Origin of the sequence: Kitasatospora sp. NPDC093550 (genome assembly GCF_044764985.1) — a bacterium.
Lineage (GTDB): Bacteria > Actinomycetota > Actinomycetes > Streptomycetales > Streptomycetaceae > Kitasatospora.
On sequence record NZ_JBIWJF010000008.1, the window covers coordinates 228,035 to 248,532 of the forward strand.

The following is a 20,498-nucleotide window of genomic DNA, read 5'->3' on the forward strand; positions in this document are numbered from 1 at the left end:
GCCGAGGCCGAGCCGTTCCCCCCGGTTCCCGTACGACGGATAAGACGTACGAACGCACCAGCGCAGCAACGCGGCAACGCGGCAAAGCGGCAACGCACCAGCGCACCAGCGCACCAGCGCACCAGTGCACCAACGCACCACCGAAAGCAGGACCAGCAGTGACAGCAACACCGCAGACGTGGACCGGACGATGGGTCGCCGACCGGGCCGGGATCGTGCTGACCGGCTCCGAGCGCCTCCCCGAACTCGTCGGCCTCGCGCTCCGGGAGAACCGCAAGCGCGCCCACCTGCTCGTCTCCAACGTGCTCGGCAAGCACGTGCCGCAGCTCCCGTCGGTGGTCCACGGCGCCGGGGTCGACCTCGGCCGGCGCGTCCGCGAGCTGCTCGGCGAGGAGTCGGCCGCCCGGGCCGTCGTGCTCGGCTACGCGGAGACCGCCACCGGCCTCGGCCACAGCGTCGCCGACGGACTCGACGCCCCCTACCTGCACTCCACCCGCCGTCCGGTGCCCGGGCTGACCCCGCTCGGCGGCTTCGAGGAGGAGCACTCGCACGCCACCTCGCACCTGCTGCTCCCCGCCGACCCGGGACTCCTGACCGGGGGCGGGCCGCTGGTGCTGGTGGACGACGAGTTCTCGACCGGGCGGACGGTGCTCAACACCATCCGCGAACTGCACGCCCGCCACCCCCGCGACCACTACGTCGTGGTCGCCCTGGTCGACCTGCGCTCCGCCGCCGACCGGAGCCGGCTCGACGAGGCCGCCGCCGAACTCGGCGCCCGGCTGGACCTGGTCGCCACCGCCAGCGGCGGCGTCGAGCTGCCCGAGGACCTTCCGGCCCGGGCCGAGCGGCTGATCGCCGAGGCGGCGGCCGGGAGCGGGGCCCCTCCGGCGGACACCGCCGGGCAGGCGGCCGCCCCCGCGCCGCTGGTCCGGGTCGCGCTGGACTGGCCCGCCGGGCTCCCGGACGGCGGTCGGCACGGCTTCACCGTCCACCACCGCGCCCGGCTGGACGCCGCGCTGCCCCGGCTGTCCGGGCAGCTGGCCGAGGCGCTGCCCGCCGAGGCGCGGCGGGTGCTGGTGCTCGGCTTCGAGGAGCTGATGTACGCGCCGCTCCGCCTGGCCGAAGCCCTCGCCGAGCGTCTCGGCGGCGACCGCGTCCGCTACTCCACCACCACCCGCTCGCCCGTCCTGGCGGTGGACGACCCCGGCTACGCCATCCGCACCCGGCTGGTCTTCCCCGCCCACGACGACCCGCAGGACGACGCCTCGCGCGAGCGCTACGCGTACAACGTCGCCCCCGGCAGTGACCCGGCTCGGCGCTTCGACGCGGTGGTGCTGGTGGTCGACGACCTCGCCGACACCCCGGCGCTGCACGAGGGCGAGCGGGCACTGCTGGGGCAGCTGCGGGGGGTGACGGACCGGGTGGTGCTCGCGGTGGTGCCCTCGCACCGGCCGGGGGCGGGGGCGGGGGCGGGGACGGGGGCTTCGGTGCCGGTGGTGGTGCAGGCGTCGGCGGTGGTGGGGGCGTCGGGGGCGGGGGCGGTGTCGGCGGCGTCCGCGTCCGCGCCGTCGCTGCCCGCGCCGCTGTACGGGCCGGGGTTCTCCTCCTACCGGGCCGAGGAAGTGGCCTGGCTGCTGAAGGACCTCTCCGGGGTCGCGCTGGAGGCGCCCACCGAGGAGCGTGAGGAGGCCGTCCAGAACGGCGGTGCGCACTACGCGGAGTCGCTGCCGGTCGAGTACCAGCCCAGCGCCGAGTACCAGGAGCTGTTCCACCAGGCGCTGAACGGCTCCACCCGTCGGATCGCGCTCGCCGTCGGCACCGTCGCCGAAACGCTGCTGCGCGAGCGCGGCCCCGGGCTGGTGCTCGCCTCGCTGGCCCGGGCCGGCACACCCGTCGGCATCCTGATCCGCCGCTGGCTGGCGTTCGCCCACGGCCTGTCCGTCCCGCACTACGCGGTCTCGATCGTGCGCGGCCGGGGCATCGACCCCGTCGCGCTGCGCTACCTGGCCGCCCACCACCGCGCCGGGGACGTGGTCTTCGTGGACGGCTGGACGGGCAAGGGCGCGATCACCCGCGAACTCGCCGACGCGCTGGCCGGCACCGGCTTCGACCCCGGGCTCGCGGTCCTCGCCGACCCGGGCCGCTGCGTCCGGACGTACGGCACCCGGGACGACTTCCTGATCCCGTCGGCCTGCCTCAACTCCACGGTGTCCGGGCTGGTTTCGCGCACCGTCCTGCGGGCCGGACTGATCGGGCCGGACGACTTCCACGGGGCCAAGCACTACGCCGAGCTGGCCGGGAGCGACGTCTCCGCGGTCTTCCTGGACGCCGTGGCCGCCTGCTTCCGGGAGGTGCGCGAAGCCGCGGTCGAGGGCGCCGACCGGCTGTCCGCCGACCCGGACCGCACGCCGGACTGGGCCGGCTGGGCCGCCGTCGAGCGGATCAGCGCCGAGTACGGCATCGACAACGTCAACCTGGTCAAGCCCGGGGTCGGGGAGACCACCCGGGTGCTGCTGCGCCGCGTGCCCTGGCGGATCCTCGCCCGGCGCGGGGCCGGTGCCGACCTGGACCACGTCCGGCTGCTGGCCGCCCAGCGCGGGGTCGAGGTCGAGGAGGTGGACGGCCTGCCGTACACCTGCGTCGGCCTGATCCACCCCCGCTACAGCCGCGGGGCGACCGGGGCCGACGGGCGGTCGGCGGTGGCGGTGGCGGTGTCCGGGGGCGGGGCCGGAGCCGACGGGCGGTCGGTGGTGGGCGGGGGCGGGGCCGACGGGCGGTCGGTGGCCAGCGGGACTGAAGTGTCCGGGGGGACTGACGTGTTCGTTTCGGGGAGGGAATCCTGATGGGTGTTCTGGTGGCCAGCGATCTCGACCGGACGCTGATCTACTCCGAACGGGCCCTCGCCCTGGACGTCCCCGACGGGCTGGCGCCGCGGCTGCTCTGCGTCGAGGTGTACCAGGGGCGGCCGCTGTCCTTCATGACCGAACGGGCCGCCGGACTGCTGGCCGACCTCGCCCGGCAGACCCGCTTCGTCCCCTCCACCACCCGGACGCCGGAGCAGTACGGGCGGGTCAAGCTGCCCGGCCCGACGCCGGGTTGGGTCCCGGAGTACGCGATCTGCGCCAACGGCGGGCAGCTGCTGGTGGACGGCGTGCCGGACCCCGACTGGCGCGCCGAGATCACCACGCGGATCGCCGCCGACTCGGCCCCGCTGGAGGAGGTCGTCCGGCGGCTCGCGGCGTGCGCCGCCCCGGAGTGGACGCACAAGCGGCGCGTCGCCGACGAGCTGTTCGCCTACCTGGTGGTCGAGCGCGCCGCGCTGCCGACGGGCTGGCTGGAGGAACTCACCGGCTGGTGCGCCGAGCGCGGCTGGGCGGTCTCGCTGCAGGGCCGCAAGGTGTACGCCGTACCGGCGCCGCTCACCAAGAGCGCCGCGCTCGCCGAGGTCGTGAAGCGCTGCGGGGCCACCACCGTGCTCGCCGCCGGGGACTCGCTGCTCGACGCGGACCTGCTGCTCGCGGCGGACGCGGGGTGGCGGCCGGGGCACGGCGAACTCGCCGACAGCGGCTGGACGGCCCCCGGCGTCACCGCCCTCGCGGAGGTGGGGGTGACGGCCGGGGAGGAGATCGTCCGGCGCTTCCTGGCGGGGGCTGCGGCGGATTAGCCGCGGCGGGCCGCCCCGGCGGGTTGGCCCCCGGGGCCGGGGTGCCCCGGTGGGTTGGCCCCGGCGGGTGTGGCGGCTCGGTTGGGGTCAGCCGCAGCAACCGCCGCCGCAGCAGCCGCCTCCGCCCCCGCCCCCGGCGGCGGGGGTCGGCCGGGAGGCGGCGGCCGCGCCGGTGACGGCGACGGTGGACAGCAGCTTCACGGTGTCCTCGTGGCCCTGCGGGCAGACGGCGGGGTCGTTGGCCTGCGCCATCGGACGGCGGAGCTCGAAGGTGGCGCCGCAGGAACGGCAGCGGAAGTCGTAGCGTGGCATACCGGCAGGGTACCGAGCGGGCCCGTCCGGTCGCCCGCCCTCGCGGCTTCCGGGGGCTGTTCCTGACCGCGGCTGTTCCACCTGGTGGTGTTCCTCGTGGTGGTGTTCCTTCTGGGGCTGTCCCTCGTGGTTCCCGGCCCGGAGGTGGCCTCTCCCCGCAGTGGTCGTCGCCGCTAGCGGTGGCCGCCCAGGTCGCCGCGGATCAGCCCGATCACCCGCGTCGCCGTCTCCCGTACCGCCGCCAGCTCGGTGAGGAAGGCCCAGTAGTCGGGGTGCCGGCCGGCCGCCTCCAGGGTGGCGACCGCACGGTCCAGCCGGGCCACCGCCTCGTCCAGCGGGGCGGCGTGCCGCGGGTCCGGCGCGCTGCGCCCGGCCATCGCCAGCCGCTGCGCGTCCCGGATGGCGAAGCGGGCGCGCTCGATCTCCCGGTGGGGGTCGTGCTGCACCTCGTTCAGCTGTCGCAGCCGGTCGTTCACCGCCGCCACCGAGCCGTCCGCGGTCTCCAGCAGCGCGCGGACCGTACCGATGGCGGCGGTGGCGTCCGCCCAGCGCTGCTCGTCCCGGGCCCGGGCGGCCTCGGCGAGCTTGCGCTCGGCAGCGCGCCCGGTCTCGGCGACCTGGTCCGGCACCCGCTGCAGGTCCTGCCAGCAGGCGGTGCTGAACCGGCGGCGCAGCTCGCTCAGGGCGGGCTCGACCGTCGCGGACTTGGTCTCCAGCGCCTGGATCCGGGTCCGCAGGCTCGCCACCCGCCGGTCGATCTCCCGCGCCCGCTCCGGCAGCTGACCGGCGTCGGCGGCGATCGCCTCGGCGCGCTGCTTCACGTCGTCCGCGCGCTGCAGGGTGCCGGCCACCCCGTGCCGGGCCGGGCCCTCGTTCAGCCGGCCGAGCTCCGGCGCCAGCTCGGCCAGCCGGGCCGCCAGGTCGTCCGCCCGCAGGCCGGCGCCGCGCGCCTCGTCCAGCGCGTTGGAGGCCGTGAGCAGCGCGCGCTTGGCCTGCTCGACCGCCGGGGTGACGCGCATCAGCTGCTGCTCGGCGTGCTCGACCGTCGGCTGCAGCCGACGCAGGAAGTCGTTCAACTCGGCGCGCGCGGAGCCGAGCTGGCCCTTCACGTCCTCCAGCTGGCGCTTGGCCTGCGCGGCCGCTCCGGCGTCCAGGGCCTCGCTGTCCAGGTTGTGGGAGTCGAGCGCGCCCAGGTAGTTCACGGTGACCTGGTCGACCCGGCCGGAGATCGCCGCCAGATCGGCCAGCGCCCGCTGCACCGTCGGCCCGTCCTCGGCCGCCCGGACGGTCTCCACCGCGAGCTGCACCTCGCGCTGGGTCTCCTCCAGCTCGTAGAACGCCTCCTGCGCCGCGGCCCGGGCCTCCCTGGCCCCCGCCCGTACGCCCTCGCCGCCGCCGCGCCGGCCCCACCAGCCACCGTTCCCGGCCGACGCCAGGCCGACCGCGCCCAGCGCACCCGCCAGCACCACGGGCAACACCAGCGCGTCCGCCAGCGCACTCCCCGCCCGACGCCGCCCCCGCCCGCTCCCGCCGGCACCCGTCACTGCGCGCTCCCTGCTCCGACCCGCTGATCCGGCCCCCATTCTCCCCGATCACCCCACCGGCCCGTCACCCCCTCCCACCCCTCCCGTCCCGCGCCCTCCCCGCGCCCGGCCCCCACCACCCCCCGGGACCAGGTACCCTAGGCACTCGTCGTGCGCCCACCGGGCCACGCACGGGGGCGCGTAGCTCAGTGGTAGAGCGCTGCTCTTACAAAGCAGATGTCGGCGGTTCGAAACCGTCCGCGCCCACCAGCCAAAAGCCCCGCAGCGATCACGCTGCGGGGCTTTTGACTGCACTGATTGACGGCAACGGCTGATGTCAGCCGGTCTTGCGGCGCCTCTTGAGGAGGCGGTCCATGTGGCCGAGCGCCTCGCGTCGGGTCTCCTCCGAGACGTGGGTGTAGACGTTCATGGTCACGGCGATCTGGGAGTGCCCCAGGATCTCCATCACCACCCGCGGTGCGACGCCAGCGGCGAACAGGATCGTCGCGCAGCCGTGCCGGGTGTCGTGGAGGCGGATGCGCGGCAGGCTGGCGTCCGCGCCGATCCGCTCGAAGGACCGGCTGAGGTTCCGCGGCTCGATCGGCCGACCGGTGCGGGTGGTGAACACGTACCCGGTGTCCTCCCACTCCCGGCCGGCCTCCTCCCGCTGCTTCGCCTGCTGGAACCGCCGCCAGCGCAGTGGAGCGATGCACATCGACGGCAGCGGGATAGCCCGCGTCCGGCGGTTCTTCGTGCTGTCGGCGTACAGCTCCTTCTGCACGCGCTGGAGCTGGGTCCGGACGGTGAGCTTGCGGCCGTCCAGGTCGATGTCGCTCCAGCGCAGGCCCAGGATCTCGCCGCGCCGGAGGCCCAGCGTGATGGCCAGGACGAACGCCGTGTACAGCGGGTCCGGGCGCGCGGCCTCCAGGAAGGTGATCGTCTCGTCCAGCGTCCACGTCTTCATCTCGCGTACCTCCACCCGCGGGGCCGGGACCAGGGCGGCCACGTTCCGGCTGATCAGTTCTTCGCGGCAGGCCGCCGTCAGGGCCGTGCGCAACACGCGGTGCGACTCCTTCGCCGTGGCGGCGGATGCCTCCCGCGCCACGGTGCTGACGAGGCGTCGCACGTCGGGGACGCTCAGCGACTCCAGGCGCTTGGTTCCGATGTTCGGGATCAAGTAGCGCCTGACGTGCGTCTCGTACTTGGCGTACGTCGTTTTCTTGCGCTGCGGTCGGATGAACTCCTCCAGCCAGTAGGGGAGCCACTCGGACAGCTTCTGCGAGCGCGTCGGGGTGGGGACGCCGTCCCGGGCCCGCTTCACCAAGTCCTGGCGCTTGGCGTCGCACTCCTCCCAGGTGTCGCCGTAGACGGTCTTGCGCTTGCGGGTTCCGTCGGGCTGCGGGACGTACACGCGTCCCTCGTAACGGCCGTCCTTGCGCTGCCAGATGCTGCCGGCGCCGTTGGGGTTCTTTCGGGCCATCAGGAACGGCTCTCCTCGGTCTTGGTGCGGATGTAGTCGGCGAGGCTTTCGACGGCGATTCGTCGGCAGCGGCCTTCGGTGAAGCTGACGAGCGTCTTGGCGCGGATGAGGTCGTAGACCTTGCTGCGACTCATGCGGAGGGCGGCCATGACCTCGGGCACGGTGAGGGCTTCGGGGATGGCGGTGGCCATTGGGCGGCTCCCGGGGTTCGAGGCGCAGGGGTAAGGGCGGAGCGTGGGCTCGACCTCTTCCCCCTGAGGAATCCGCTACTGCCGCTACTGCCGCTACCTCCCTGGTCAGGGGCATGTTTTTGGTAGCGGATTGGGTAGCGGTAGCGGATTGGTGCCGCTCCCGCCGGGGTGGACGGGAGCGGTGGGCGTCTTACGGTGCGGTGGCGGCTTGCGGGGTGGGTAGCGGTTCGGTATCCGCTACCTCGGGCGTATCCGCTACCGGAAACAGGGGCCTGACCTGCGCGGTAGCGGCAGTAGCGGCAGTAGCGGATTCCTCGGGGGGAAGCCGACGGGGCGGGCAGTACCGCAGCCAGGCGTCGGCGAGGTCGGCGGCGTAGTAGCCCTTGGCGCTGCTCTTCGAACCGGTCTTGATGTTGCGGGGCTTGATGGGGTCGTTGTCGGCCTTGACGTAGTCGCCGAGCATCTTGGCGAGGGCGCGGGCGGTGATGGGCTTGCCGTCGAGGTCGGCCCACGGGGCGTCGTCGAGGTCGGCGAGCTTGCTCAGCAGGTCGGCGCTGAGCATGCGTTCGGCGTCGCCGAAGATCTCGCGCAGGTCGGTCAGGAGGCGGATGCCGATGCTGCCCTTGTCGTTGGCCTTGGCGGCGGTGACGAGTTGGACGCAGGCGGCGCGGGCGCGCTTGGGCCAGTGGCCGCCGGCGGCGTCGGCGACGGCGAGTAGGGGTTCCCACACGTCGGCGGGTCGGTCGCTGATGCCTTCGGGCAGTTCGGGCCAGGCGCCTTCGAGCTGCTGGCGGACGGTTCCGGCCCAGGTCGCGAGGCGTTCGCGCAGGGCGTGGCCCTCGGCCTTGTGGATGCGCTCGCGGTAGGGCTCGACCTTCTCGTTGGGGGCCCGGCGGCGCATCCGGATGATGACGGAGCGGCTCATGATGGTGTCGGGCAGGTCCCCGAGTCCGCCCATGGCGAGGGCGGCGTAGACGGGGAAGGGCTGCACGGTCTGGGTGTTGCCGTCGCCGACGCAGCGCAGGACGACGCCTGAGCGGCGGTGGCCGGAGTTGATGAGACCGCGCAGGTCCTCGTTGCCCGCGGCCTTGGGGCCGAAGGTGGTGTCGATCTCGTCGAACAGCACGGTGGGCCGGGCATCGGGGTCGCAGACGGACCGGAACAGCGCGGCCGGGGAGACGTCGGTGGTGAGCATCGGCCGCGGGGTGAGCGTCTCGATGATCTCCAGCGCGCGGGTCTTCCCGGACCCGGGTTCGGGGGAGAGGAAGGCGATGCGCGGGGTGGACTCGAAGGTGTCGAGCAGGTGGGTGTGGGCGTCCCACAGCACGACGGCGGTGTAGGCGGCTTCGCTGGGGAAGACGTTGAAGCGGCGGTGGAAGGCTTCGACGGCGTCGAGGACGGCGGCGCCGTCGTCGGTGTTGGTGGTGACGGGCGGGGTGGGATCGGTCATGCTGGCCTCTCCGGTTCTGTAGGGACTGGGTGAAGCGGCCGCTGGCTTTGGCGAGAGGGCGGCCGCTTCGGTCTGGTTCGGGCGGGTCAGGTCAGCTGTCGTTGGCCTTGGCGAGCCGGGTGCAGGCGGTGCGGGCACGCTCGGGCCAGTGGCCACCGGCGGCGTCGGCGACGGCGAGCAGGGGCTCCCACACGTCGGCGGCCCGGTCGAAGATGCCGTTGGGCAGGTCGGGCACGGCGCGGCTGACGTCGCCTCGCACGGTGTCGGCCCAGGTGGCGAGGCGCTCACGCAGGGCGTGGCCCTGCGCCTGGTGGATCCGCTCGCGGTAGGGCTCGATGCGCTCGTCGCAGGTCCGTCGGCGCATCCGGATGACTACGGAGCGGCTCATGACGGTGTCGGGCAGGTCGCCGAGCCCGGCGGCGGCGAGGGCGAAGTGGGTGGGGAATGCCTGGACCGTCTGGGTCGTGCCACCGCCGACGCAGCGCAGGACGTGGCCGCCGCGGCGGTGTCCGGCGTTGATGAGGCCCCGCAGGTCCTCGCTGCCGACGGCCTTGGGGCCGAAGACGGTGTCGCTCTCGTCGAGCAGCACGGTCGGGCGGGTCTTCTTGTCGTGGATCGTGCGGGCCAGCACGGAGGGGCTGACGCCCGTGGCGTCCATCGGTCGCGGCACGAGGTCGCCGATGACGGCGAGGGTGCGGGTCTTGCCGGAGCCGGGTTTCTGGGAGAGGAGCGCGAGTCGCGGGGTGGTCTCGAAGCTGTCGAGCAGGTGGGTGTGGGCGGCCCACAGCACGACCGCGACGTAGGCCGCTTCGCTGGGGAGGACGGTGAAGCGGCTGTGGTGGGCTTCGACCGCGTTGAGCAGGTCGGCGCCGTCCTCGGCGGTGGCGGGGACGGACGAGGTGTGCTCGGTCATGCTGGCCTCACAGGGGCGTGTGGTGTGGTCAGTTCATGCGGCATGGGCGCCGGCGGCGGTGAAGCCGCGGGCGACGGCGCGGGTGGCGTAGTCGTGCGGGACGCCGACCGATACGGCGGTGTCGATGAGTTGCTGGGCGATGGTGTCGAGGCCGCAGGGGCCGGGGCAGCGGGTGTGCTGGGCGGCGAGGAAGCGGGCGACGCCGAAGGCCTGTGATCCGGCGCCGGTCTCGGGGCAGTCGGCGATTTTGGCGAGGCCTCGTTGCAGCCCGGTGTTGATGTAGCGGTCGGTGTGGCGGCAGCCGTGGGCCACGGTGCGGGTCCAGGGCGGCGGGGGTGAAGAGGCCACCCGCGGCCCGCTCGGCGGCGGGGTGGCCTCTTCCTTGTCGACCAGGGCGCGGATGGCGTCGGGCAGCTCGGCCATGGTGCCGGTGCCGTAGCCGAGCCAACGGGCGTACGCCATGGTGGACTTGACGTCCACGTCGGGGCGGACCCTGTTGGCAGAGGCCATCGCGCCCCGGTAGACCCAGTGTTCGCCCCGGGTGCTGGGCACGGTGAGCGTCGGGGGCAGGGCGGTGCGGGCCCAGGTGACGGCGTCGGTGCTGTCGAGGTCGACCACGGTCAGGTCGGCGCCGCCCGGGTGGTAGGCCACCGCTTCGGCCTCCCGCCACGCCCGCAGCCACGGCGGGCTGGTCAGGACGGCGGGGTCGGTGGTGGCGGCGGCCCACGCGTGGCAGGGCGCCGGGCAGGCGCACGGGCCCGGGTCCTTCATGTTCGGCCGGCCGCCGCAGGCGTTGTCCTTACAGGCCGGGCAGTTGCCGACCGGCCGTTTCCCGGCCCGCAACGGCAGCACCGGAAGGCCGAGCCGGGCCAGTTCGAGGGCGAGTTGCAGGATGGGGTTCACGCCGGTCTCCAGACGTCGGCGGGTGCTGCTCGGCGGCGTGCTGTTCGGCGCAGACCTTGTGTGCGGGCCTGCGCTGCTCGTCGCGCAGTGAGGTGGGACGGCCGCACCAGCGGCAGGGGCGGGTGCCGGTGCGGTCGTAGTGGTGGGCGTCGCGCCAGTCCAGGACGGTCGCCACGACGGTGTCCTACGCGGCCCGTGCGGCGGGTACGGTACGCAGCTGGGCGGCGGCCTGTCGGCCGATCAGTTCCGTGTAGGCCGGGGGGATGGCCTCGGCGATCTCGCGGCGCACGGTGGTCCAGTGGATGCCCATGGCGTCCTGCCATTCGGGCACGCTGCCCTTGCCGCCGCCGCTTCCGTAGACCTGGAAGTACCGGCCTTGCTCGGGGCTGACGTACCGTCCGTGGCGGTAGCCGATGGTCAGGCCCCGGTGCGGGGCGTGTGGCGGCTGGTCGAGGACGAGGCCGCCGCCGGCGTCGAAGTTGCGGTGCCTGAGCACGCGCAGGCCGAACATCTCCCCGCACAGGGTGAGGTCGATCCTCATGCGGCGGGAGGCGCGGCCGGGCGGCTGCTCGATCACGTAGGGGCGGCCGGTGGCTTCGAGGGCGTCGCGGGTGGGGTCGAGCAGGTCCGCGTACCGGTCGCGGCGGGCGGCGTTGGTCCCGGCGGTAAGCGTGCAGTCGAACTGGCAGGGCGGTCCGGCGGAGATCAGGTCGAAGCCGCAGCCGTAGGCGGTGATGGCCTCGACCGCGTCGCCGCGCAGGAACGGGAAGGGGTAGTTGGGCTGGTCGAGGATGTCGACGCCGACGACGTCGAACCCGGCCAGCCAGAACCCCATGCCGGCGCCGCCGATGTTGCAGTAGGCGTCCAGCACGGTCATGCCGTTCCACGGTCGCGCGGGCAGCCACTCGGCCGCCGGGCGCAGGGCGAGGGCGAGGCCCGGGGCGTTCACCGGGTACCGCCGAGCAGGTCGGCGACGAGCGGGGCGAGGTGCCGGTTGGCGTACTCGGCGAGGGCGCCGACCACGGTCTTGGCCTGGTGGGTGAGCGTGTGGCCGGGCCGGGTCGTGGTGGGGGTGATGAGGATGCGGTCCGGGATCGGGAGGAGCACGGTGGCGGTGACCAGGACGGCGGGGCGGTCGGTGCGCTCCGGGCTGACCAGCACGGGCCACGACTCGTTCGAGCGGGACCACGGGGCGCGCTCCCAATCCAGGGAACGGCCGGCCGGGCGGTGGGCGAGCTGGCTGTGCCGCAGGCCGACCTTCGCGCAGAACTGGGCGCCGCCGTCGTGGTCCACATACACCTCGACGCGGTCGACGTCGGGTCGTACGGTCACGTAGCCGGGGGCCATGACCGGGCTCGTGGCGACGCGCCACGCGGCGATGGCGAACTCCACCGGACGGAGCGGCTGGCCGTCGTCGCGGAAGTCGTCGGCGTGCTGGGCGAGGTAGGCGCCGTAGCGGGAGTGGCCGTCGCTGGCGTCCTCGCGGTCGGCGGTGTCGTCGACGACGACGAGCGTGGAACGGTCGAACTGGGGCATGCTGGTCCCATCTCTGTGAAGGGGATGCACGGCCCCGCACCAACCGTCTGTCTTGGCGGATTGCCGGTTGGTGTGGGGCTTTGTGCTGTGCGGCAGCGGGTCTGCCGGTCCCCCGCGCCGTCCGGGCCCCGGCCGCTGGTTGCGGCGGTGGTCCGGGCGGCACGGCCGGTCGGGCAGGCTCCGGGGTGTGGCTAGAACGGCGGCTCGGTGGAGTAGCCGGGTTCGGTCCAGCCGAGCCAGCGGCGGGCGATCCAGCGCGGGATGGTCAGCAGGCGGCGGGTGCGGCCGAATCTCCAACAGCCGCAGTGGACGATCTCGCTTCCAGCGTGCTCGCTGGTGTCGAAGGGGGACTGATACTCGGTCCAAACCCGGCCAACGCCCACACACTCGGCGCACTTGGGGTTGGGGGTGTCGGCCAGGTGGATCGCGGGGCGGGGCCAGGTGACGTACTGCGGGCGCAGACGGGCCATGCGGGTTCCTCCAAGGTCAGCGGTTGCGGTTGGTGACGTTGACGCTCACGTTCACGCCGCCCTGCCCGCCCCGCCCGCCTCCGCTGGTGTTCTTGAGGAGGTAGAGGACGCCGAGGGCTGCGACGAGCAGGCCGAGGCCGGTGGTGGCGGCGGCGAGGGTCTGCAGGAGGAAGCCGACGCCGAGTCCGGCGCCGCCGATGCCGATGCCGCCGGCGAGCAGGCGGGCGGGCCACGGGTCCCGGGCCGGAACGGGCATCGGGGCGGGCGTGTGCTGGGCGGGCAGGTAGCCCAATGCGGGGTGGATCGGGGCGGGGAGCGGGGCGGTCGGCTGGTAGAGCGTGAGGGGTGCCGGGGCGGGCTGTGCGGCGTAGTAGGGGGTGCCGTCCTGGGTGTAGAGCACCGGGGCGGCGAACGGCTGTTGCGGGTTGGCGTTGTGTTCCACGGTGCTTCTCCTGTCGGCGGGGCGGGGGTGGGTCAGTGGATGGTGGAGACGTAGTGGGCGAGGGAGGTGAGGGCGCTGTTGACGGGGGCGGCGAGTCCGGTGCCGGCGACGGTGAAGCCGGATAGCCACACGAGGACGGCGCTGCTGGCGCTGACGCGCTGGGCGCGGACGAGGACGACGGTGATGACGGCGAACAGGAGGGCGGAGGAGATGGAGACGATCACTGGGTGGGTCCTTCCGGGCGCCCCGGGGGCGTTTCGGGGGCGTGGTCGAGCGGTGAGGGAGGGGGTGTCAGGGGCGTGAGGGTGGGGGTGTCAGAAGCGTCAGGCGGGGGTGTCTGACGCGTCAGACACCCCTCGCGCGCACGCGTTACCTGGGGAAAACGGCCCGTTCGATGTCAGGGCCGTCTGGCGCGTCAGACGCGTCAGGACCGTCAGAAGCGGGCCTGGAGCGGGTTCAGGCGGCGGCTGGCTGGAGCGGGACGATCGCGTAGCGGCCGGCCTCGTCGGTCTCCCGCAGGCGGCCGGTCTCGACCATCTCGGCGACCTGTCCGGACACCCAGCTGCGGGAGCGGTGGAAGCGGTCGCAGTGCTCCATGAAGTCGGCCGGGCCGACCTCGGTGAGGCCCGCGGCTTCGAACTCGGCCAGCAGCTCGGCCATGATCTTCTTGGCCTCGGCCTTGCCGACGCGGGTGCGCGGCGGGATCTCGGGCGGTGCGATCTCGACGACCCGTTCGACGGGCGGGAGTTCGGCGTCCGGGTCGATCCATCCGTCGTCGTCGCCGTCGGCGTTGTCGGTGGGGTCGATGTCGTAGTCGTAGTGCACCGGGGCGTTCTCCTGGTCGTAGATCCCGCCGTCGTCGCCGCTGTCGGCGGTGAGGGCGGGCAGGGGGTAGTGGGTGCGTTGGGTGAAGGCGGGGCCGACCGCGTTGGCGGCGGCCTTGGCGGTGACCGGGTCGCACTGGGCGCGGACGTGGGCGAACCCGGCGACGGCCCAGTTCATGGCGTCCACCGGGGTGAGGTAGGCCCGGCCGGGGGTGGCCCAGAACGTCTCCGGGATGCCGTTGGCGACCAGGTAGGAGTAGCCGGGCTTCTTGTCCTTCCAGGCCTGCGGGGAGGCGCCGGCGTCCATGGCCTCGTCGGGCAGGGCGAACTGAGCGTCTCGGTCGTCGCGCAGGCCGAACACCCACGACGAGCCGAGCGAGGCGCGGGTGTCGGTGCTCATCTGGGTGTGGGAGGCGCGCTGCATCGAGACGACCAGGGACATCCCGGCGGAACGGGCTTCCTGCGCGGGACCGGTGAACACGTCGTCGTCCGTCTCGCGGAGGGTCTTGGCGGCCTCCTCGAACCAGGCGATGAGGTAGGGCATGCCCGGGGAGCCGTCGGCCTGGATCTCGGCGCAGGCCGGCTCCCACTGCTTGTAGCCGTACTTCGCCAGCCAGGACGTACGGGCCGGGATGACGGCCTTGAGTGCCGTGATCATGGCCTTGGTGTCGTCCATGGTGAGCGCGGCCCAGTCGAGGGCGGGCAGCAGCGGGCCGAGGGTCTGCTCGGCCTTGGCCGGGTCGGACGCCCACACGATCACGTCGCGGCGGGTGATGACCTCGGTCAGCGCGGTCAGGCCGCCCTCGGACTTGCCGGAGCCGGTCATCCCCATGATCAGCAGGTGCATCGCGTTGCGGTGCGCGTCCGGGTCGCCGGGGAAGAAGGCCGCCATGTCTGCGCCGTCCTCATAGATGCCCAGGTGGACCGGGTCGGCGATCGACCCTCCCGGGTGCGAAGGGCCCGGGTAGGAGGCGCCGGCCTTGAGCAGGTCATGGGGCACGACGGTGAGCGTCGTGCGGGAGGAATCGTCCGGGTCCGGTGTCGTGCGCAGGGCGTTCTTGGCGACCCGCAGCGCTCCGGCCAGCTTGGGCAGCGCCTTCGACACGTCGTCCGGCGTCAACTCCCCGCCGGGAAGCTGCAGCTCGAACTCCGCCTTGTTGGGCTGGACCTTGGCGGAGGTGACCAGGGTCTTGGCGAGACCGACCTTCTCCAGGAGCCCCTTGTCGCCGTCGTTCGGCGCGCCGTCGGGGTTGACCCGCAGCAGCTGGCGGATGTTCCACGTCGCGGCGATGGCCGGTGCCCCTATCAGGTAGAGGCTCGGCAGCGGACCGGCGGCGGGTCCGGCGAGGGCGGCGGCGGTGAACCACGACGTGCCCGCCGCGACGGTGATGGCGGAGTGGAGGCGGCGCTGCTGGCTGGTGGGCTTGCCCGCCCACCAGGTGGCGGCGGTAAGGCCGAGGGAGGCGAGGGTGAGGCCGACCGCGCCGGCCGCGGACTCGTTCCACATCAGGTTCGCCGGGAGGGAGAGGATGCCGGTGCCGGCGGCGACCAGCCACGGCGGCAGGTAGGGCTTGGCGCGGTGGAGCAGGTACTCGCCGACGCCGCCGGCGTGCTGGTTGGGGTCGAGGTGCAGGTACCCGGCGTGCTGGCCGGTGTCGAACTGCGCGATCTGGGGCTGAGGCTGGCGGCGCATGGGCGGCCTCCCGGGGCTGCGGGGCGGGTGGGGCCCGGCCCGGGGCAGCGCGCGGCACAGCTCACCCGACCGATCGGGTGCGAGGGCGCGCGCCCTGCCCCGGGTCGGGGATCAGAGCGGGATCAGCCGCCGAAGTCGAAGCGGCGGCGGGGCTGGCGGGGCTTGGCCACGCGGGAGATCTCCGGGTCGTACTCGCGCTGGAACGCGGCGTAGGTGCGGGCGATCTCGGCGGCGCAGTCCTTGGCGTCGTCGGCGGCCTTCTTCAGGTGCTTGGACACCCGGCGGGCGCGGGTCAGGGAGCCGAACGGCCGGCCGTCGGCGTCGGGGACCTCTTTCAGCACGGCCTGCAGGATCTCGAAGGCCATGGCGAGGTCGAAGGAGAGCTGGGCGAACGTGGCGCGGCCGCGCTCGCAGAACTCGCGCACGTCGGCGTTGGTGAAGAACTCCGGGTCGCCGAGCGGGGAGTAGCCGCGCCCGCCGCCTTGGCCGCCGCCGGACGGGGTGCCGATCGGGCCGGACGACGGGCCCGGACCGCCGGGGCCGCGGCCGCCGCCGTACCGGGCGCCGCCCATGCCACCGCCGCTGGGGGTGTTGCGGGTGTAGGAGAAGTGGTAGCTCGGCCCGACGCGGGTCCGGGAGTTGCCGCCCCGGGGCGGCGGTGGGGTCTTCCCCGCGCCGGCCGGGTTGCCGGAGCGGCGCGGGGGCGGGAACGGGTTGCCGGAGTTGTTGGGAGGGGTGCTCATCTGCTGTCTCCTCGGGAGTTCAGTCGGTCTCGGCGGTCAGCGGGGTGGTGGCGCGGGTGCGGCGGTACTGCCACCACAGCGTCTGGGCGGTGGCGGTACCGGCCAGCCACGCAAGGGCGAGCAGGCCGTTCGCGGGGCCGAACCAGACGGCCAGCGCCGACCAGGCCAGCCCGGTTGACCAGGCGGCGACGGAGCGGGTGCGGGCACGGGCCTTGCGGCGCACGGCCGAGCGCGGGTGGCGGCGCACGGCCAGCTGCCACCCGGCGGGCAGCAGCACCGCCGGGACGGCGAGGGCGAGGGCGGCGGCCGGGACGGCGGACAGCACACCGGCTGCCCCGAAGACGCCGATCCCGGCCCAGACCGGGGCCCACGCGACCCGGCCGCGCCACAGCGCGCGGCCGGTCGCGAGGGCCAACCGGCCGCTCAGCGACGGCTGGTGGGGGACGACGAGCACGACCGGGGCGGTGCCCCGGCCGAGGTCGACCACGTGCGCGGCGGGCCCTCGACGGCGCCCACGGCCGCGCTGGGCCGGTATCTGAACCTTGGTGGTGCGGATGCGGGCCATGACGAGACCTCCCGGATGGTCAGTAGCCGAGTTCGGCGGGGTCGGCGCCGTCGAGGATGGCGGCGGCGTCGGCGAGCATCGCGCGGGCCTGGACGCGCAGGATGAGGGCGGCAGCGGCGGCCTGCTGGCGGGGCAGTTCGCCGTTGCGCGCGTCACCGGCGAAGGTGTCGCCGGAGCGGGCGGCGGCCAGCTTGTCGACGGCGCCCCGGTCGAGGCTGGCGGCGAGGTTCTCGGCGTCGGTTCGGGTCCAGCTCATGGGGATTCCTCCGGAGTCTCAGGCAACGAGGGCGGTGGTGTCGGCGCAGTTCAGGCAGGTGTCGAGGTGCGTGGGGAGCACGTAGCCGACGTCCTGCCCGCAGGCGGGGCAGATGCGGCGCGCCCGGTTGGCCTTGGCGAGGGCGGCGGCCTTCGCGGGGGTCATGGGCCGGACGGGCTTGGCCAGCGCGAGGCGGTAAAGGTAGGCGGGGCGGGTGCCGCCGTAGCGGGAGCGCCACATGACCTGCGCGGCGACGTCCTGGCCGCCGGGGCGTAGGCCCTTGGCGCGGAGCTGGCGGCGGGTGAAGAGGCCACGCGGCGCCATGCGCCACGGGTAGGTGGGCGTGCCGCCGTGGCGGGTGCCGTCGGGGTCCCAGTGGCGGGGGCGGCTCATGCGGCCACCGCCTCGGTGCCGCCGTCCTGCTGCTCGCTGAGCCGCTTGTAGACGACGCTGACGTAGGCCGGGGAGCGGGTGGAGCGGCGGGCGGCTTCGCGCTGCGAGATGCCGTCGCGCCAGCACTCTTTGATCACGCGGGCGGCGTCTGCGCCGTCCAGCCGGGCCGGTTCCCGCGGGTCGGTGTTCACCTCGTCGGCCGGGGCGTTCACCTCGTCCTCGGCGGTGAACGGCTCGGGCGTCGGGGTGTTCACCGGGTTCGGTCCGTCCGGGTAGACCGGGCCGTCGATCACGTCGTCGACGGTGTCCGCGGCCGGGGCGACGGTCGGTTCGGTGGGGTCGGTCGGGGTGGGGTGAACGGGGGTGAGCGCCGGGTGAACGGGCTCGGTGTTCACCGCGTTCACCCCGGCCCCCGGGAGCGCCTCCCGGCCTTCCGGAAGAGGACTGGGCGGCAGGGCTGGGGCGGCCTGCGGGGTGGCGGTGAACGGCGCGGTCGGGAGGGTGAACAGCGGCACGTTCACCACCTGCCGGGCGGCGCGCGGGATGGTCGCCGGGCGGGTTTGGAGTGGCGGCTGGGACCGGCGCGCGAGGCGGGCCAGGGCCCGGCGGTAGGCCGGTCCAGCCTCCGCGACGAGCAGCAGCAACAGGGGCGGGATCAGGTGGATCACCACGCCGACCAGGTCTTTCGCCAGCGCGGCGGCCCCGATGTTGAGCCAGACCGTGGCCAGCCCGGTGACCCACCGGAAGAGGGCCGGCCACCGCCCGGGCTTCACCCCGAAGCGGGAGAGGGTGCTGTCCGCCTGGAGGCTCAGGATGAAGCAGCCGTCGGCGGCGACCGCCATCACGGGGCCGGTGCCGACGGTCGAATGGGCGTCGATGAACGGTGCGGCGGTGGACATGCTCACCGCGACCACCGCCCCCGTCAGCACCCACGTGCCGCCGCTGATCACCCGGGACGTGCGGCGGATCTGGGCTTCGGTGGGCACCTCGGTGAGCACCGGGTGAACACCCCCGCCGGTGCGGTGAACGTTCACCCGGCACCCCCGGCGTTCACCCGGGCCCGGGAGCGCGCCGCCCGCCGCAGCACGGCGGCGCGCTCGCGCCCGTTCAGGCCACCGAAGACGCCATGCGGCTCGCGCCGCTCCAGCGCATCGGCCAGGCACATGGCCGCCACCGGGCAGCCGGCGCAGATCATCTTGGCGCGGCGCTCGGCCCACTCGGCGGTCTCCGCCCCCATCTCCTCGGGGTCCGGGTAGAACAGCTCGGTGTCGCTGCCCGCGCAGGCGGCGCCGCGCAGGTCGCTGTCCGGGCTCGGGCGGTACTCGGCCAGCACGGTGGCCGCCGGACGCGCGGACAGGTGCGGGGTGCGCGTCGCGCCGGCAAGGAGGGAGTGCAGCTGGGCCATCACGCTGCCGCCTTCCAGGTCAGCACCCGGCGGCGCTCGGCGGTGCGCATCAAGGCCGACGCGAACCGGGCGGCCGGGGCGGGGAGGTCCCGCAGGGCCGCGCGGGCGACGTCGAGCCGGATCAGCCGGTCCTCGTCGGAGCTGTCCGTGGTGCCGTCGAACAGCTCGGTGTCGACGCCGAAGCCGAAGTCGGCGCCGGTCCCGAAGGCCAGTTCCGCGAACTCCTCGGGGGTCGCGGCCTGCTGGCCTGCAACAATCAGTTTCATGGGTTCACCTCGTCCAATCGGGGGGTGAGCCCGCAGGGCCGCCGCGCCTACCTTGGCCGGGAGCGCGGCGGCCCGACTCATGCGGGCTGGGCTTCTCGTCGTTCACGAGCAGCCGCGGAACCCGACGCGGGCCCGCCGCCGTGTGGGCGGCCGGCGCGCGCCGGGGACCGTGATCGCTGGTAACGCGACCGGAAGCGGTAAGCCCCGCCCGCTGTCAGCGGCGGGGCCGGCTACAGATCTGGGGCATGCCCATGGGCGCGCCCTCCTCAGATCGAAGCCCCTGCCGGGGCTGGTGGTTGGGGGTGCCCGTCCTACGGGCGTCAGGTCTCTCGGGCCTGGTCCGGTGCTTCGTCTCTGCTCAGCACCAGCAGGGCGGCGCACCCGGAACGGGGTGCTGCGTGGCTCGCTGCCGCCGGCGACATCACCCGGTCACCACGGGGGCGGTCTGTCTCATCCCGCCACGTGCGTTGGGACTCCGCTGTACTCCCGGTTTCGCCACCCAGCCGTACGAATCGGCATGGTCAGCGTCCCGTTCGGCCCCACATCCCCGGAGGGATGGCATGCCACTGCGTAGGGGAGGGCTTCGTTCATCGCGGCGGTTCACCCCCGGTTCCTCAACCTAGGTGCCTACCGCGACCGCCGCCCTCGCGTCGGTCCCGCACGATCACTGTTCAGTTCTCAAGGAGCTGTGCTCTGTGTGGACAGAGCACCGGTTCCGCAGCGGCTGGACTTACCGCAGCACCGGAGTGCAGCGGCAGCGTCCGGCCCCATAGCGGCCGTTGACGTGCAGGAATAGCTAGGCCCGAGAGAGCTTTGTTCTCTCTGCCACACAGAACACTGTGAGGCAGAGAAGCAGAGTTGGCAAGCCCATCGGCTGGGCGACATGCGGAAGCATTGGTTCCGGCCGGAGGGTGCGGCACTATGAGGCAGAGACGCAGAGGGATGTGGAGTGGTGATGGTCGAGTGGACCGGCGAGAAGTCCGCCTATCGGCAGGTGGCCGATGACCTTTGCGCGCGGATCGCGAAGGGCGAGTTCGCTGCCGACGGGAAGATCCCGTCACTGGCGAAGCTTCAGGCCCACTACGACGTGAGCCCAACCGTTGCGCGCGCCGCCGTCGGCCACCTGCGGGAGACCGGGCTCGTGGTGAGCCATCAGGGCAAGGCGGCTTTCCTGACCGAGGGTGCGGAGTCGAAGGCTGCCGCCGCCGGCAGCGAGGCCGGACAGCTCCGGCGTGAGCTTGCCGAGGTCCGCGGGGAACTCCGCGACCTGCAAGCCCGGGTCGCGGAGCTTGAGGCCCGGTGACGGGCGGATGGGGGGAACAGGGGATCGCGGCCGTGCCGTGGTCCCCTGACTGCATATCGGGGAGGGTGACGCTTCACTGATGCCTCCTGGGGTGGACAGGAATCAGTTCACACCCGTCGGGGCGGCATCTGTATCACGGAGCCTTACCGGTATTCGGCGGCAGATC

General features: G+C 73.8%; 23 protein-coding genes and 1 tRNA gene. 4 read left to right on the forward strand and 20 right to left on the reverse strand.

All coding sequences use genetic code 11. From position 1 onward, the window contains the following. Positions 1-158 precede the first annotated feature (158 nt). The gene (locus tag ACIRD3_RS15520) at positions 159-2,843 is read left to right on the forward strand and encodes a phosphoribosyltransferase (protein ID WP_402216023.1); all 2,685 of its coding nucleotides are present in this window, start codon (positions 159-161) and stop codon (positions 2,841-2,843) included. Continuing rightward, positions 2,843-3,664, forward strand: a complete 822-nt coding sequence (locus ACIRD3_RS15525) for an HAD family hydrolase (RefSeq protein ID WP_402216026.1) — start codon at positions 2,843-2,845, stop codon at positions 3,662-3,664. The genes ACIRD3_RS15520 and ACIRD3_RS15525 overlap by 1 nt, the downstream gene beginning before the upstream one ends. A gap of 87 nt (positions 3,665-3,751) precedes the next feature. Here the strand turns inward: ACIRD3_RS15525 and ACIRD3_RS15530 are convergent, their stop codons facing one another. Continuing rightward, positions 3,752-3,976, reverse strand: a complete 225-nt coding sequence (locus ACIRD3_RS15530; RefSeq protein ID WP_402216028.1) for a zinc ribbon domain-containing protein — start codon at positions 3,974-3,976, stop codon at positions 3,752-3,754. Between the two features lie 173 nt (positions 3,977-4,149). Next, complete coding sequence (locus ACIRD3_RS15535) at positions 4,150-5,559, reverse strand: hypothetical protein (protein WP_402216030.1); 1,410 nt, start codon at positions 5,557-5,559, stop codon at positions 4,150-4,152. 135 nt (positions 5,560-5,694) lie between these two features. Here ACIRD3_RS15535 and ACIRD3_RS15540 point away from each other — a divergent pair. After that, a tRNA-Val gene (locus ACIRD3_RS15540) sits at positions 5,695-5,769 on the forward strand. Between the two features lie 67 nt (positions 5,770-5,836). Here the strand turns inward: ACIRD3_RS15540 and ACIRD3_RS15545 are convergent. From ACIRD3_RS15545 to ACIRD3_RS15630, 18 genes are all read right to left on the reverse strand, one after another. Next, a complete protein-coding gene (locus ACIRD3_RS15545) occupies positions 5,837-6,979 on the reverse strand; it encodes a tyrosine-type recombinase/integrase (protein WP_402216031.1) in 1,143 nt (380 codons plus the stop codon). Further along, positions 6,979-7,170, reverse strand: coding sequence for a helix-turn-helix domain-containing protein (locus ACIRD3_RS15550; protein WP_402216034.1), 192 nt, complete (start codon positions 7,168-7,170; stop codon positions 6,979-6,981). The genes ACIRD3_RS15545 and ACIRD3_RS15550 overlap by 1 nt, the downstream gene beginning before the upstream one ends. A gap of 190 nt (positions 7,171-7,360) precedes the next feature. Further along, positions 7,361-8,620: a DUF3631 domain-containing protein gene (locus ACIRD3_RS15555; RefSeq protein WP_402216037.1), complete on the reverse strand. Its 1,260-nt coding sequence runs from the start codon at positions 8,618-8,620 to the stop codon at positions 7,361-7,363. Positions 8,621-8,711: 91 nt separating this feature from the next. Beyond that, the gene (locus tag ACIRD3_RS15560; RefSeq protein ID WP_402216039.1) at positions 8,712-9,533 is read right to left on the reverse strand and encodes a DUF3631 domain-containing protein; all 822 of its coding nucleotides are present in this window, start codon (positions 9,531-9,533) and stop codon (positions 8,712-8,714) included. 33 nt (positions 9,534-9,566) lie between these two features. Further along, positions 9,567-10,436, reverse strand: coding sequence for a DNA primase (locus tag ACIRD3_RS15565; protein ID WP_402216042.1), 870 nt, complete (start codon positions 10,434-10,436; stop codon positions 9,567-9,569). 184 nt (positions 10,437-10,620) lie between these two features. After that, entirely contained in the window at positions 10,621-11,385 is a 765-nt protein-coding gene (locus ACIRD3_RS15570; protein WP_402216043.1) for a DNA methylase, read from the reverse strand. Continuing rightward, positions 11,382-11,972 (reverse strand): hypothetical protein, encoded by a 591-nt coding sequence (locus ACIRD3_RS15575; protein WP_402216046.1) that lies wholly within the window; start codon positions 11,970-11,972, stop codon positions 11,382-11,384. Before ACIRD3_RS15575 ends, ACIRD3_RS15570 begins: the two co-directional genes overlap by 4 nt. A 191-nt stretch (positions 11,973-12,163) precedes the next feature. Continuing rightward, positions 12,164-12,442, reverse strand: coding sequence for a hypothetical protein (locus ACIRD3_RS15580; protein ID WP_402216049.1), 279 nt, complete (start codon positions 12,440-12,442; stop codon positions 12,164-12,166). A gap of 16 nt (positions 12,443-12,458) precedes the next feature. Next, on the reverse strand, positions 12,459-12,884 hold the full coding sequence (locus tag ACIRD3_RS15585) for a hypothetical protein (RefSeq protein ID WP_402216052.1): 426 nt from the start codon (positions 12,882-12,884) through the stop codon (positions 12,459-12,461). Between the two features lie 32 nt (positions 12,885-12,916). Then, positions 12,917-13,108, reverse strand: coding sequence for a hypothetical protein (locus ACIRD3_RS15590; RefSeq protein ID WP_402216054.1), 192 nt, complete (start codon positions 13,106-13,108; stop codon positions 12,917-12,919). Positions 13,109-13,340: 232 nt separating this feature from the next. Beyond that, a complete protein-coding gene (gene traB, locus ACIRD3_RS15595) occupies positions 13,341-15,401 on the reverse strand; it encodes a plasmid transfer protein TraB (RefSeq protein ID WP_402216057.1) in 2,061 nt (686 codons plus the stop codon). A gap of 122 nt (positions 15,402-15,523) precedes the next feature. After that, complete coding sequence (gene traA, locus ACIRD3_RS15600; RefSeq protein ID WP_402216059.1) at positions 15,524-16,144, reverse strand: plasmid transfer protein TraA; 621 nt, start codon at positions 16,142-16,144, stop codon at positions 15,524-15,526. Positions 16,145-16,163: 19 nt separating this feature from the next. Further along, the gene (locus ACIRD3_RS15605) at positions 16,164-16,709 is read right to left on the reverse strand and encodes a hypothetical protein (RefSeq protein ID WP_402216061.1); all 546 of its coding nucleotides are present in this window, start codon (positions 16,707-16,709) and stop codon (positions 16,164-16,166) included. A gap of 19 nt (positions 16,710-16,728) precedes the next feature. Then, on the reverse strand, positions 16,729-16,965 hold the full coding sequence (locus tag ACIRD3_RS15610) for a hypothetical protein (RefSeq protein WP_402216062.1): 237 nt from the start codon (positions 16,963-16,965) through the stop codon (positions 16,729-16,731). A gap of 18 nt (positions 16,966-16,983) precedes the next feature. After that, a complete protein-coding gene (locus ACIRD3_RS15615) occupies positions 16,984-17,358 on the reverse strand; it encodes an RRQRL motif-containing zinc-binding protein (protein WP_402216064.1) in 375 nt (124 codons plus the stop codon). Continuing rightward, on the reverse strand, positions 17,355-18,392 hold the full coding sequence (locus ACIRD3_RS15620) for a hypothetical protein (RefSeq protein ID WP_402216066.1): 1,038 nt from the start codon (positions 18,390-18,392) through the stop codon (positions 17,355-17,357). The genes ACIRD3_RS15615 and ACIRD3_RS15620 overlap by 4 nt, the downstream gene beginning before the upstream one ends. Continuing rightward, the gene (locus tag ACIRD3_RS15625; RefSeq protein WP_402216069.1) at positions 18,389-18,763 is read right to left on the reverse strand and encodes a WhiB family transcriptional regulator; all 375 of its coding nucleotides are present in this window, start codon (positions 18,761-18,763) and stop codon (positions 18,389-18,391) included. The genes ACIRD3_RS15620 and ACIRD3_RS15625 overlap by 4 nt, the downstream gene beginning before the upstream one ends. Beyond that, positions 18,763-19,029, reverse strand: coding sequence for a hypothetical protein (locus ACIRD3_RS15630; protein WP_402216071.1), 267 nt, complete (start codon positions 19,027-19,029; stop codon positions 18,763-18,765). The genes ACIRD3_RS15625 and ACIRD3_RS15630 overlap by 1 nt, the downstream gene beginning before the upstream one ends. Before the next feature lie 955 nt (positions 19,030-19,984). Here ACIRD3_RS15630 and ACIRD3_RS15635 point away from each other — a divergent pair. Beyond that, entirely contained in the window at positions 19,985-20,332 is a 348-nt protein-coding gene (locus ACIRD3_RS15635; protein WP_402216359.1) for a GntR family transcriptional regulator, read from the forward strand. The last annotated feature ends 166 nt before the right edge of the window (positions 20,333-20,498 follow it).

Coding starts and splice junctions, on each gene's coding strand:
- ACIRD3_RS15525 (WP_402216026.1), top strand. CDS start 2,843: ATGGGTGTTCTGGTGGCCAGCGATCTCGACCGGACGCTGATCTACTCC.
- ACIRD3_RS15530 (WP_402216028.1), bottom strand. CDS start 3,976: ATGCCACGCTACGACTTCCGCTGCCGTTCCTGCGGCGCCACCTTCGAG.
- ACIRD3_RS15535 (WP_402216030.1), bottom strand. CDS start 5,559: ATGGGGGCCGGATCAGCGGGTCGGAGCAGGGAGCGCGCAGTGACGGGT.
- ACIRD3_RS15545 (WP_402216031.1), bottom strand. CDS start 6,979: ATGGCCCGAAAGAACCCCAACGGCGCCGGCAGCATCTGGCAGCGCAAG.
- ACIRD3_RS15550 (WP_402216034.1), bottom strand. CDS start 7,170: ATGGCCACCGCCATCCCCGAAGCCCTCACCGTGCCCGAGGTCATGGCC.
- ACIRD3_RS15555 (WP_402216037.1), bottom strand. CDS start 8,620: ATGACCGATCCCACCCCGCCCGTCACCACCAACACCGACGACGGCGCC.
- ACIRD3_RS15560 (WP_402216039.1), bottom strand. CDS start 9,533: ATGACCGAGCACACCTCGTCCGTCCCCGCCACCGCCGAGGACGGCGCC.
- ACIRD3_RS15575 (WP_402216046.1), bottom strand. CDS start 11,972: ATGCCCCAGTTCGACCGTTCCACGCTCGTCGTCGTCGACGACACCGCC.
- ACIRD3_RS15580 (WP_402216049.1), bottom strand. CDS start 12,442: ATGGCCCGTCTGCGCCCGCAGTACGTCACCTGGCCCCGCCCCGCGATC.
- traB (WP_402216057.1), bottom strand. CDS start 15,401: ATGCGCCGCCAGCCTCAGCCCCAGATCGCGCAGTTCGACACCGGCCAG.
- traA (WP_402216059.1), bottom strand. CDS start 16,144: ATGAGCACCCCTCCCAACAACTCCGGCAACCCGTTCCCGCCCCCGCGC.
- ACIRD3_RS15605 (WP_402216061.1), bottom strand. CDS start 16,709: ATGGCCCGCATCCGCACCACCAAGGTTCAGATACCGGCCCAGCGCGGC.
- ACIRD3_RS15610 (WP_402216062.1), bottom strand. CDS start 16,965: ATGAGCTGGACCCGAACCGACGCCGAGAACCTCGCCGCCAGCCTCGAC.
- ACIRD3_RS15615 (WP_402216064.1), bottom strand. CDS start 17,358: ATGAGCCGCCCCCGCCACTGGGACCCCGACGGCACCCGCCACGGCGGC.
- ACIRD3_RS15625 (WP_402216069.1), bottom strand. CDS start 18,763: ATGGCCCAGCTGCACTCCCTCCTTGCCGGCGCGACGCGCACCCCGCAC.
- ACIRD3_RS15630 (WP_402216071.1), bottom strand. CDS start 19,029: ATGAAACTGATTGTTGCAGGCCAGCAGGCCGCGACCCCCGAGGAGTTC.
- ACIRD3_RS15635 (WP_402216359.1), top strand. CDS start 19,985: ATGGTCGAGTGGACCGGCGAGAAGTCCGCCTATCGGCAGGTGGCCGAT.